The organism is Pedobacter namyangjuensis (assembly GCF_003313325.1).
Lineage (GTDB): Bacteria > Bacteroidota > Bacteroidia > Sphingobacteriales > Sphingobacteriaceae > Pedobacter > Pedobacter namyangjuensis.
On sequence record NZ_QMHQ01000002.1, the window covers coordinates 228,065 to 240,664 of the forward strand.

At 44.8% G+C, this 12,600-nt stretch carries 12 protein-coding genes; 5 read left to right on the forward strand and 7 right to left on the reverse strand.

Annotated elements, in window-relative coordinates:
• The first annotated feature begins 13 nt into the window (after positions 1-13).
• Entirely contained in the window at positions 14-268 is a 255-nt protein-coding gene (locus DUT69_RS08185; RefSeq protein WP_162796216.1) for a hypothetical protein, read from the forward strand.
• Between the two features lie 37 nt (positions 269-305).
• On the opposite strand, the gene DUT69_RS19185 is transcribed toward DUT69_RS08185, so the two are convergent.
• From DUT69_RS19185 to DUT69_RS08215, 7 genes are all read right to left on the reverse strand, one after another.
• The gene (locus DUT69_RS19185; RefSeq protein ID WP_162796217.1) at positions 306-494 is read right to left on the reverse strand and encodes a hypothetical protein; all 189 of its coding nucleotides are present in this window, start codon (positions 492-494) and stop codon (positions 306-308) included.
• Positions 495-910: 416 nt separating this feature from the next.
• Positions 911-1,108: a hypothetical protein gene (locus DUT69_RS19190; protein ID WP_162796218.1), complete on the reverse strand. Its 198-nt coding sequence runs from the start codon at positions 1,106-1,108 to the stop codon at positions 911-913.
• 355 nt (positions 1,109-1,463) lie between these two features.
• Positions 1,464-1,601, reverse strand: a complete 138-nt coding sequence (locus DUT69_RS19540; RefSeq protein WP_394341236.1) for an AbiH family protein — start codon at positions 1,599-1,601, stop codon at positions 1,464-1,466.
• Between the two features lie 153 nt (positions 1,602-1,754).
• Positions 1,755-5,582 (reverse strand): SIR2 family protein, encoded by a 3,828-nt coding sequence (locus tag DUT69_RS08200; protein ID WP_162796219.1) that lies wholly within the window; start codon positions 5,580-5,582, stop codon positions 1,755-1,757.
• A 614-nt stretch (positions 5,583-6,196) separates the two neighbouring features.
• On the reverse strand, positions 6,197-7,654 hold the full coding sequence (locus tag DUT69_RS08205; protein WP_113652752.1) for a hypothetical protein: 1,458 nt from the start codon (positions 7,652-7,654) through the stop codon (positions 6,197-6,199).
• 48 nt (positions 7,655-7,702) lie between these two features.
• Entirely contained in the window at positions 7,703-8,602 is a 900-nt protein-coding gene (locus DUT69_RS08210; RefSeq protein ID WP_113652753.1) for a DUF4145 domain-containing protein, read from the reverse strand.
• 178 nt (positions 8,603-8,780) lie between these two features.
• Positions 8,781-9,248 (reverse strand): hypothetical protein, encoded by a 468-nt coding sequence (locus DUT69_RS08215; protein ID WP_113652754.1) that lies wholly within the window; start codon positions 9,246-9,248, stop codon positions 8,781-8,783.
• A gap of 508 nt (positions 9,249-9,756) precedes the next feature.
• On the opposite strand from DUT69_RS08215, the gene DUT69_RS08225 reads away from it, so the two are divergent.
• The 4 genes from DUT69_RS08225 (at position 9,757) to DUT69_RS08240 (ending at position 12,600) form a co-directional block, all read left to right on the forward strand.
• Positions 9,757-10,113 carry a helix-turn-helix domain-containing protein gene (locus DUT69_RS08225; RefSeq protein WP_317047208.1) on the forward strand — a complete coding sequence of 119 codons (357 nt, stop codon included), beginning with the start codon at positions 9,757-9,759 and terminating at the stop codon, positions 10,111-10,113.
• A 602-nt stretch (positions 10,114-10,715) separates the two neighbouring features.
• On the forward strand, positions 10,716-10,901 hold the full coding sequence (locus DUT69_RS08230; protein ID WP_113652757.1) for a hypothetical protein: 186 nt from the start codon (positions 10,716-10,718) through the stop codon (positions 10,899-10,901).
• A gap of 8 nt (positions 10,902-10,909) precedes the next feature.
• Entirely contained in the window at positions 10,910-11,854 is a 945-nt protein-coding gene (locus DUT69_RS08235; RefSeq protein ID WP_113652758.1) for an IS3 family transposase, read from the forward strand.
• Between the two features lie 197 nt (positions 11,855-12,051).
• On the forward strand, positions 12,052-12,600 hold the full coding sequence (locus DUT69_RS08240; RefSeq protein ID WP_113652759.1) for a BfmA/BtgA family mobilization protein: 549 nt from the start codon (positions 12,052-12,054) through the stop codon (positions 12,598-12,600).

The window sequence follows — 12,600 nt, forward strand, 5'->3', positions numbered from 1 at the left end:
GATCTACAGGCACATGGAAACAGCAATACAGGACCAGGGCAGGGCGAATGTTCTTTTCGAGGCAAAAGGCTATGGCGGAACTGAGCAGTTCAACATTGAAGCTGCCATCGGACTTCTAGAAGATGCAATGCTCGGTATCTTGGGAGGTAGCGTAGCTATTGATCCTGAAAATGCAATAGTCGCCGATTTAGCAGAAGACCTGAAGGATGCAACATTGGTTTTGAACCAGCAGATCGAGAATGGGCTTTTTAACGGGGCAGAAGGTTAAAAAAGGTTTGGCACATGTGCCGAACCTTTTTCGTCAGTTACCTCAGGTCGATAAACCTGACATTACCGTTCCATTCGATCACCCGCCAGACGGTGCGAACCGCAATGGAGCCATTTCTTGGACTGATAAGGGTTACTGATTGGCCAGCGAGGATATTATCCGTCAGCTCGGCATAAAAATGGGAAACCGTGATCGGATTTCCTTTAACATGAAATCTATGTTTCATAGTATTTGTGTTAATTAACTACGATCTTAGATTAACAGTTTTTATTGATGCAAATATACGAAATATCCTGAGATCCCTAAAATCCTTGAAAGCCATGTAAGCGCTTTAGACTAGACTATAATATATTTGTATCTGAATATGTGCTGGAAGGCGTTGGACATAGCTATGGCATTGGAATGATGAATGGTGAACCCATAGCTTTACCAAAATAGAAATTACACCATCCAGCCAATTTTAAGGTTCGTGCAGGTCAACACGAGTGTCGCCTTGCATTATGTGTGTCAAGCGCTTGCTGGCAAATCCGTTTGGTTCGGCAATGGTAACTATCCGGTAGCTTGCAAAGTCGTCAAACGAAGCTAGAAGCCTTTAATCTTCCAATAAGTGGTTCGGATTTGATCCTTCCGGGGTACGAATCGTTAATGCCTTTCAACAGGATTGTCAAATAAAAAGAAAACCCACTTAGAGTTGAGTGGCTTTTTTGGTACAGGTTCGACTTCATCACTGGGTACAAAATCACCTAACGTATGTTGAGCATGCGATTTTTTGTTTATACCACGTTGCAGTACGGCCACAAATTTACCAGTGCCTTGGGTATCTAGAATTCTTCGGTTCATTTTTTTTAACAGGAGTAAGTGGGTGCTTTTTACATATATTAGGAATATTTTGTTGCTCTTTGATATCTTCAGCTATCAATATCTTTTTTAGCTCCTCGTAAAAGATGTTTTCGATCTCTACCCAAGTGGTAATGGAACAGTTTTCGATGAGTTTCATCAGGAAAGGATTTGTTTCCGCATGGCATGCACCAAACACAAAATTATGTTCCTCCGTTAATTTGAACTCACCGTCAAAAATTCGTAAAGCTTCCCGTGCATATAAAGCCAGTCGATCAGTTCGATAATCCCTGGTTTACCCCAGTAGCTGCTTCCAAAAAGATTGGGATTTTTAAACTGTATGCTGATGAGTTTGTCCTCATAGTTCCTGGTCCTTTCCGGCGTAAGTGAAAGATCTTTTGAGGTAACATAGCAAAAAATCGGTGTAGGCGGTTTTCAGCCCATGCGCAAGATCGAAGCCATTTCCGATTAAAACAAGTCTATTCAATAGTGCCAATTTTTGGTTAGATGTGAAGCTAGCTTTCTTCGCTCAATAGCCATAGCTTTGTGCGATAAAAATTTAAAACGGCAACTGATTTCCAACTTTATTGACTGCCACACAACAAATACCAATACATCCAGTATCCGGATAGAATGCACATTATGAACCTTAATCCCATTGATCAATCTCGTTGCCGATTTCGGCCTTGAGAAGGAACTGTATAACGTTGTTGAAACTTGAAGCACGACCGCGTTGAAGCCAAGTTTCTACGATTGGGTCTTCAACTCCCCATTTATAGAGCATAAATGCCAATCTAATGAGATATTCCTCAACAAAGGCGATGTCGCAATCTTCCAGCATCTGACGGTCGTACTTGACAAGTATTTTGGTAATTAGCCCTTGAAAGATCCTAAACCTGTCTGGCCTGTCCTTATCTGATGCCCAGCTTGCTATGTAGCTCAAGGTAGCTTCAATTCCAGGCTCGGATTGCAGTAGCAACTTGTTCAGTAGCACCGTTACCAATTCGCTGTCCATCTGTCCGGCGTAAACCTGCTCACTCATTTCTGAAATGGCAGTTAGGAATTCATTATGGTCGCTGCTGGTCAGTCCTTCCCCGATATCCTCAAAATTCCTGTTTTTGGCAAGGGCAAGTTTTGCCATTTCGGCAACCTGAACATAATCAGGAAATTTTTCAAGGACTTGAGCATTGGTATCGAGGAATTCGCACATTTCTTCCAGTACATCGGTAAAGCTGATCCAGCTATCTTGCAGGTCGAAGCGGTCGATATCATTGAGCGTTGGTACAAGTCGGTTATAGATGGCCTCAATCTCATGGGGCTCCCATCGGAGACTTTTCTCTCCCAGTGAGGGTGAGGAAATTGCCGTCAGTGGAATGTGCTCATCAATTCCGCCAGCGATACTGTTGCCGTTAATCCCGGTATGCCACAGCAGCCGATGACCGAGGATGCAGGTCCTGCTCTTTTTTTTCAATTCGGGATGGTTCTGTGAGAAATAGGTTATGATCCTCCATACCCTTGCCGTATCGATCTTTTCAAGTTCAAAGCCCGCCAATTTATCTGGTATCGCCCACAGCTGTTTCTTATTGAGGAAGTCGTGCAAGTTGCCCAATATGAACATCAACTCTATGCGTTCTACGCTGAGATCCTCAATTATCTTTTCGAGTTTTTGGCTGATAAAATCGCGATGTAAAGGGTTTTTATCGAGCTTTTTGAAGTAAAAGTTTCGGTTGAGGTGGTAAAGGTAGCCAATGGCTTGGTCTGCAGGTCCCTGAGCGGCCTGTTGAATGCAATCCGAAATGATCGAAACAAGCAATTCAGGTGAATTGATGAATTTGATTGCGGTATTGACCAATCCGACATGATGATCATCGTGTTCTTTGTCAAATGCAATTCCCAATTCAATCAGTTTTTTCCACAATGCAGAAAAATATTCCTGCCAAATATGCGGTGAAACTCCGATGATCATTGTTGAGAGGACATGACTGCTGGCATTGGTGAACTGGGAATACTTTTGGTCCAAGAGTCCGAAAAGTGCAGTGCAAATCTCAGTTAGCCTTGAAGTAATCTTTTCGTCGGTGGAGAAGGCATACTCCTGACCAATTTTTTTGAGTAGGTCCTTGTTGTTGTACTGCAGGCTATAAAAAAGAAATGGCATCGGGTAGTAGTCGAATCCAGCCTTGAAGATCTTGTGCCAGCTTTCGTTTGGCAAAAGATAGATGTTGCGTATCATCATCTGGAAACCCGATTCTGCAAGTAGCATCAGGATCTGGATTGACGCCTCCGCTTCGGAAGTACGGGTCATCTGCATCGACCTAGATCTTGAATACCTGTTCTGTCCATAGGGTCTTACCTTAGACTGCTGCTTATCTATCTGGCCGTACAGTCTTTTTATGGTCTCCTGTAACGGACGGTAGCCCGTTTGTTCGTAGCTGGCAATCATCCTCATGATTCGCTTGTCTCCTCCGAACGAGCCTTTTGGGATATGGTTGAGCATTTCCAGTCCGTACAGCATCTGCTCTCCTCGTTCCAGTTTGTCTTCAAGTATGGCCCTTTCCAGTCCTTCCCTTGCATCTTTTTGATTGAATAACGAGAATAATCCAGCCCGCAGGATGACGTCTTTTCCTTCTGGTTCCCAATTTTGTAGCTGGGCCAGTAGCGTATCGAACTGGAATGAATATGCCAGCCGTAGCATTTCATCGTGAATATCCACCATATGTCGGTCCGAAACTGCCTCAAGGACATCATTGCGCTGAATCATACGAACTATAGCTGTGCTGGTCAAAGGATTTTTTAGGAGCTGTTCTACAAGTTCGGATGTCACTATGTTCCGTATGGGTATATACAGCTGTTGGATCGCTAAGGTGACCATTTGCTGTATATCATCACGTTCCAACAGAACCGGAAAGAAATTTTTCGTATGCGAAAAACCAGTAAGGGAGTGTTGGTTGTGCATCGAAGCATAACCAAGATCCGGAATCCAGATTTCTCCACTGATTTTCTCTAGTTTTGAAAGGGTAGAGCTTAAATCGGGCAGATCCGCTATTTTCAAAGGGTCTATTACCGGCAAACGGTCCCACAGCTGCCGCTGTTCCCTGCGGACGGCGAGGTTGGCAGTTGGAAGGTCTGGTTTCAGGTGGTCGTCATTGTTCAAAAAGGCCAAAAACAGTTCGAGTGATGTACTCCTGTCTTTGACCTCCGACGACCTACCCACGTCTGCCTGCATTGCAGAGATTACAACGGGATCAAGTAGGGGGATCCTGATAATATTGTGGTTCTCGAAAAAAAGTTGCCTATCCTTTGGCACCGTAGAGCATGAAGTTTCGACTAGATATATCTTATAGGTCTTTTTGCCCTCCGCCGTTCTTGCAGATTTTGAAAGTATATCCCTTACCCAGTTGATCCATCCTAGAAAGTTTGGGTCGACACCGGAGAATCCGATAAGACAAAATGATTCTTGTAGCAGTGAGATCCTCATCACCTGGGTGAATGCTTCGTGAAGTTCTGGGTAGGAATCATAATGTTCCTTTGAAATTATATAGTGCTTCCTGGAATCGTTGTCAAAACCAAAAAGATGTGATTCTCTCTGCTCTAAACTGCGGAGCGATCCATGCAATTTGACAATATTCTTCTGCTTTTTTGTGCTGAGTCCTTGTGCGCTGGTCACAATCCTGTAGCACCCGTTTAGCTCGAAAATTTTATCCTTTGAGATATCCTCAAGATTTTTGAGGTCCATTTTCCCTTGATGAATTGCATAGAAAAGTTCGTTGCGTCTGTTGGTTCTGCTTTGATTTTCTTCGGTTGGTTCTGGGATATTCTGCTCGAGCGCCTTTGATGGGTCGCCCGTAGGTTTATATGTTAGCTCTGGAGCCTCGATGGATTCAAGCTCACTTTCATTGTTTGCAATCTTTTGCTGTAACTGCAAAATTTCAAAGTAAAGAGTGTCGATTTCGTCCGAAAGCCTTTCGTATCGATTGTCGTCGATGCAGATATCTAGCAAATGGTCATAATTGGTAGTAAAAATGTTGTTCCAGGGAAGTTCGATAAGGGCACGATGTAGCGCAAGTTTTTCCTTGGGGATTTCTTCGATGTCTCCATTGAGTTCCATAAAGTATTTCCCATCCTTGCGGTATGCGCAGGGCACCTTATCTTCGATGTAGCTAACGATACTTTCGGGAATTCCCTTTACTCGGATGTATTCAGAAACTATTTCCAAAGAGCCCTTTGTTGAGATTATCTTTCCGCAGGCGGCTTTCCTGAACTCGGCTTCTCCCAATGGGGTAGCCAAATTGGATTTGTATGATAGATAGTCCCTGTCGATACCATCTTGATGAAGTTCATAGGCTAAGTCTACCAGCATCTCATTCCATAACGGGAATTTTTCACTTACATTTTTACTGAGACCCGAACCGATCAAAAGGGACATCTGCTGTCCGGCAAGTTTGGTGCGAAGGTCCTTAAGGTGCTTGAGATAGTCCATAGGGTTGAGCATTGGTTGTGCAGTGCAGTTTTCCGTAAATATTCTCAGATGAATCAGTGGGTTATCTACTATTGCAATCCTAAAATACTAGGTTTTTTGTTTAGCTTCCATTTCTTTTAAAGAATGTGGATAAAAAAAGTAGCATTTTACTACATCGCATCGGCAGTCTCCCTTTTGATATCCGCCAGCATCGCAAAGCTCTCGATCTTTAGTACATAATTAAGTTGGGAGATATTTTTTCGCAAAATCATGGTAGTCACGTGTTATTCAATATTGAAAGCAGCCTGGGAAGGGACGACTATCAGGAAACTAGAGGAGGATTAATCGCTGATCTCAACACTCAAGGATAAAATGTCTCAATATATCGGATAACTTGATATTCTGGACATTTGACGACTCAATGGACAATCTTCGAGAATTCCTAGATGTCTGTTTTCGTTTTAATTGGATGATGAATATCTATAATTTCCCAGTATATGGGATACAATTCTTCGTGCTGTTTGCGGTACTTTTCGGGAAGGTTGACCACAAATTCAGTTCCGTCACACCAGTCTCTTCCTTGAATAAAGGAACAGTTTTCACATAGTATCTATAACACTTGATTTTTTCTTCTGCTATTTATGAGGCTCATCTGGTCCGGTTGAGGGGGCTCCTGGATTTTGCTCTTCTGTTACCGAAGGGCTATCGATAAACAGGCTTATACCATACTCTTCTGTCTGTTTGAGTACAATTTGGACGTTCTTATTACCCCAGTACCTTCCCCTCCACAATTGCTCTTCTGCCGGAAATTCGCTGGACCACTTCCCGAATTCTCCATTTCCATAGTTGTCATGGCCCAAGACAGCAACCAGTTTGTTGGTCAACAGCGCGTATTCCCGACTGTATAACCATTTGTTGAAGGTTGGGATCGATTTGTAATAGACGGTGAGGAAGCCTCCATCTGGATAGCTGTGCTCGAGGTATTCATCAAAAAAGCCGAGCATGAACTTATCCAGGTAACTTACGGTACTGGTGATTCTAGTCGCCACCTCAGAGTGGCACTCGACTATACCTGCCCGGGGGTGAGTACCGATTTCAGCTATCAGATCTTCGAGGGTGCCAGTAAGGGGAATCAGTTCCGTGATCAATTTGACCGCCTTTGCTACATCTACGATGATTGTATCGGTGCCAAATTCTCGGTATACCGCCTGGGCTTTTGCGCTCAGTTTCTGGTCCTGGGTAATGAAGAGTTCACAATGCCCGGCGAAATAGGCGTGCGTGGCGTCGGTGTTGATATTTTGTACGGACATTTTGCTGTCCGCTCTGAACCCCATCAGATCGAGATTGGAATAACTGGTCACAAACCGCTCTTTTTCGCCCTGATCTGTAAAGTTCGTCTTTCCGATTTCCATCGCCATGGCGTTGAAATCTTCAAAACTGCGCCCCATGGCAGAACTGGGCAATATGCTGTTGAGATGTGCAATGGGATCGGTCTGATTGCTCAGCGACTTGCGCTGTTCGACATGTTCATCCATCAATTTTCTCGCGTGCTTAAAGAAGGCTTTCGATTCCGGAGAACCATTGACCAAATTCATCAAGTCGGCGATCAGCGACTGCATGGAAAGCTGTTGGCCAGATTGTTTAAATAAGGTAGAATAGTCGTATTCTGGACTGGAAAGATTGTCGAGGACCGTCTCTTTAAACGTTGCCAGCGCCGAATTCAGTGTTTCAATGGGATCCTGCATCCCCAATGCTGCAAAGTCGACCCCAGCAAAAATCTGGTCAAGGCCCTCCAGGTTTGCCGCACTGAAACTGGTTTCCAGGGTGGTCTCATAAAATTCAACTGGATCTCTTTTCTGGTAGGTAACATGCTGCTGTTTGAGGTATTTTGACATACACTGACCATGGGTCAGCTCACGGATTTTAGTGAGATCCTCAATCGTCTTTTCTCGGTTACCGCTCCGGCTGAGGTCGTCGATGTGCGCTTCGGAGTAGACGATGTTCAAATATTCGCTATACTGATCTAAAATCCCTTTCAGTTGGGGATGGTCATCGAGCTTGGTCAATATATTGGTATCCAAGTATATCCTCATCGGTATTTGTCTTAGGTTATGATCAGTTTATTGCCTATTTGCTAGAGGTTAAAAATCAAAGGTGTTGACCACCCTGGGCAGTTTGATGATCTTGAATTTGGCGCTTTCGGCATCTGCGACTTCAAGGAAATCAAAACTGCCTTTTCCGGATTCCTCTACAAAGGATGTCCGGAAGGACTTATAGTCTTTGGTGGATATGAGCCGCTTGGCCTTGTCTAGCAGGGCGTCGAGCGTAACCTCTTTTCCGATGAGCTCTTTACTCACCGATCGTTTGATGACGTTGACGAAATCGTCGTAGTTATCCAGTGGGATATCCAGTTTTCCCTTGATCAGCTTATCGCTGATGAACAGGTTGCTCAGCAAATGGTTGACAATGCCGAGCAGGATCACCAACTGTTCTGCCTTTGGCGTCTGGATCTCGTGCAATGCGCTATTGCCCAGGAACCTAATGGAATGCAGCCTGCGGGATTCGGCTTTGCTCAGGTATCCATTGCTGTGTAACAGATCGATCCTTTCCGCCAGATTCGCCTGTTTGATCTTCAGGTGATTGCAGGTGGCCTCGATCACCGCCCTGAAGCCTGCTGCCGTCAGCAGCAGCGAACCGACCTTGAGTGCATTGATGGTTTCCCTATAGATGCTCTTGATATTCTCGGGCAACTGGTGGATTCCGCTGAGCTCCTCGCCCTGCTCCAGATAGGGCGGATAGACGTCGGCATCCTCATAGTACTCCATTTCGCCATCCTGGTCTTCCCGCATCATGAAATTGTCCCCGTACATTTTCAGAAAGGAAATGTTCTCGTAGCCCGCACATTCGATGATACGGAACCGGTTTATCCACTGGAAATTATATTCGTCTTCCGAACCGCTGGTCTTTTTTTCAAAGAGTACCACATGCTTGCGTTCGCCTCCGCACCCCTGGCAGAAAAATTTTTCGAGAGTCTGATCCATTGCGAAAATTAACTAAAATATCCGGTTTTTTAAACCTGCCGGGAGCCATTTTTATTTTGGGTTATCGCTACCTGCGCTGGTAAATGCCGCTAGCGGAGCAGCATGTCTATTCAGATGCGAGGAAAAAAATTATTGTCTAATCGGTAACGGATGCGGGCGGGCCTTGGTTGCTTTCCGACTATACCACTGCCAGCACCTGGGCGATCAGCCCTGGCTCGAAATCCTCGGACTTTTCCAGATAATAGGCATCCTCGAAGGCCCTTAGGAACCTAAGATGTTCTTTTGCAGCAGGGTATTTGACCTTATGAAAGGAGATGCGCTCTTGATAAACAACCTTTACCCGTTCGAAACGTTCGGCAATTCCCCGTATATTTTGGGACAGTAGCGACTGGACGATTTTTTTCCTTTTGCTCCACATAGATGTTTCCGGTTTGATCACTACAGCATCCAGGCAGCCAAGTGCGCTCTCCAGCACCCAATCCACATCCCTTGCGTTCTCGGAGATCAGCTGTGTCCAGGTTTCCGCTTTCTGATCGTTGCAGTCAAAGTTCCTCTCCATCTTCAACTGATCGAAAAACCACTGCAAGAAAGTTTCAGAACCCTGTTCCAGTCCATATTCGACCAGTTCTGACTGCCATTTCTCCATTTCCAGGATATCGATGGGAAGTTGTTTCTCGGCCAGATTGATGTAGTGTCCGATGTTGCCGGTCTGGTTCTCCTAGTAGCAGACCAGCCGCCAATGCCACTTTTGGCCTATGAAAGATAGTTCACAAATAATCCCATGGATCTCTTTTGGCTGGGGAGCAGTGGCCAGCCATACCTTTACGGCCATATTTCTGACCCTGTCGTTCCACCTTGGGCTTTTGATGGTACCCAAAAGCTCCTTATCCATCCCGGTTAGTACTTTCCAGAAGCACATTACAAAAACCATGGCAATCCTGAGGAGAGAGGTCGGTTCTCAGTAGTTGCAGTACGCCATTAATGCCATGGCCAAACTGCTCCGGGATTGATGCAGGAAATCCACTGATCTCTCCAATGAGTTGTTCTATTCCAGATAAGTCAGCGAACCATAATAGTATGGTTAAGTTACTCCAATCTGACGAAAAATCATTGACACTCTCCAACAAAAGCCCTATAGACTAACATATCGATTCTTGAAATTTGAACGAAATGCAGATGCAATATATATAACGATCAATTGTATTTGTGTCACTGTTGGATTAATTGGAGGTATTATGGCGAATTTGAACCTGGTCACGGTGGAGGATCTACAACAATTGAAAATAGAACTGATCGAGGAGATCAGAAAGTCGAGAAAACAGGAAGAGAGTAAAATGGAATCAAAACAGTGGCTCCGAAGTTCGGAAGTGAGGCATCTGCTGAAGATATCTCCAGGGACATTGCAGAACCTGCGGATCAAGGGCACGCTTCCACACGATAAGATCGGGGGAATATTCTACTACGCGTACTCCGATGTTGCCGGTCTGTTGGAAAGGATAGGCAACAGATGATTGGGGTGGCAGAAAGATTGGCCGGTTTCGTGAGGTCGGTGAGCGGGAACAGGGCTTTCCGCCAATCGCACCGAAGCCTTTATTCGGCGCTACTGGTCGGTCACGAACGCGCCGGGGGAGAAAACCCCTTCAGGATCTCAAGGCGGGAACTGATGGAACATTCTGCGATCCGTTCCTTTGCAACCTATCACAAATGCATTACGGATCTGGTGGAAGGGGGTTATATCGCGTATGAGCCTTCCTATCATCCGAGCCTTGGCAGCGGGGTGACTTTGTTGGATTCCTATGAAAGATGAGGGACCGGCGTTATGCAGAAAGGTCCTTTTCCATCTTCGGAAAAAAGTGTCTTGTCCTAAGATGCGTTTACATTAAAAATTTAAAAAAATGGAAACAAAAATCAGGAAAACGGCAAAGCCTTCGATCTACTTCAGCGTGAAGCAGAAACACACAATCATTAAGGATTACCTGTCCAGTGGTCTTCCAAAGCAAAAGATCTGGGAAAAATATACCGGTGACAAGAAGGAAAAGGGAAGCTGCTGAAGTTTATGAGGCAATTAGGGTACATTGAGGGTGATATTGTTAAAAAACCAGTCTCCTTCTTTATGGATCTACCAACCACCAGCAAACCACAGGCGGCACCTGTCAGAAATGAAACCATTCTCAGGACAAATCAACTCGAACAGGAGCTAAAAGATAGCCACCTGCGGGAACAGGCCTATCTGGTCATGATCCAGATAGCCGAACGCGACCTTAAGATCGATATAAGAAAAAAGTCGTTCACCAAGTAATCTATGAAATGAAGGACAGAAATAGGAATATCAGCCTAGCACGCATCTGTCGAGTACTTGGAATGAGCAGACAGGCCTATTATCAGCATTGGTGGCGCAATGAAAGTACCACCATTGAGCAAGAGCTTGTACTAAAACAAATCATCAACATGAAGAAAGATCATAGACACATGGAAACAAGAAAACTTTATGAACTGATCCAGCCATTTCTGCTGGAACATCAGATAAAAATGGGTAGGGATGCCCTGTTCGAACTATTATCCACGCATGGACTGCTTGTGAAAAGGTATAAAAGATGGGTTTCAACAACCAATTCCTTCCACATGTACAGAAAATTTCCGAACCTGATCAAGAGTTTCGTGCCCACTCATCCCAACCAGTTATGGGTCAGTGATATTACCTATTGGAAGATCAGCGACAAATTTTTGTACATCAGCTTCATTACTGATGCCTTTTCAAGAAAAATTCTGGGATACAACGTTGCTGATAACCTTTTGTCTATTGAAACGGTCAAGGCGCTGAAGATGGCCCTGCTGGATGCCCAGGATACTGAATTTCTCTGCCACCATTCAGACAGGGGCCTTCAGTACTGCTGCAATGAATATGTTCAGATCATTGAGGAAAGTGAGGTAAAGATTAGCATGACCGAAACTGGCGATCCAAGGGACAATGCAGTTGCCGAAAGACTCAATGGCATTATCAAGAACGAATACCTGAGCAGCTACACGGTCAACGACCTAGAGGAGGGGAAGCAGGTTCTTGACTTTGTTATCAAGCTTTACAACGAGGAAAGGCCACATATGAGCATTGGAAATCTAACTCCCGAGGTGGTGCATAGAGGCAATACTACACCCACGCAATTATGGAAGAATTATTACAACAAAAACAGTACTATTGTAAATCCATATCAGGAGTACGATGCTGCTGTCAATCTATTGCAGGATCAAGAGTGATAAACCGTAAACGTATTTTAGGACGAGTCAAAGGAGCAAGCGGAAGTTGGGCGGAGCCCTACTTTGCTTGCCCCACGCTACGTCGTGGGGGTTTCGAGAACCCTCCAGGGGTTCTCGTCCATTGCGAAAGTGGCATAGGAGTCAAAATTGGAACCCCCTTAAGGGTCCGAGATAACTGGTTATAAAGATATACAGATATGCGGGAAACATTGAGAACGGTAAAATATTCTGTGCAGGACGATGTAAAGTTCGAGAAGATAGCCCTGAAATTGGGAAGGTCAAAGCGTTTGGTATTTTCCCAGATGCTCGATTATTTCTACCGGAGCAAAAAAGATCCAACCGACCTGAACGACGAACTTTTGAAGAACACCATCCTTAAAGGGCAGAAGGAATACATCGGCTTCATCAAGACACAGGAGACCGAACTGCTCATTCCCATCAAACGTGATTTGGCCAGGATGCTTGAAGCTATGGGAAAGATAGTTGATTCCTTTAATGGTCGGGTGCTGAAACAAAATGACGATGTGCTGGCTAACCAGTTGGCACAGGCGAAAAAACTGTTGACGTTGACCGAGGTAATGGGAAGTATCGAAATGAAAATAGGCACCAAGGAAAGGCTAAAAAAGAATTTCATGCTGATACTAAACAGCTACATCAAAGAACGGGAACGTATGGGCATGATGACATCGGGCAAGGAAAAAGAGGAACTGGGCGACCAGGCACGCAAACAGATAGCACTGCTCTGA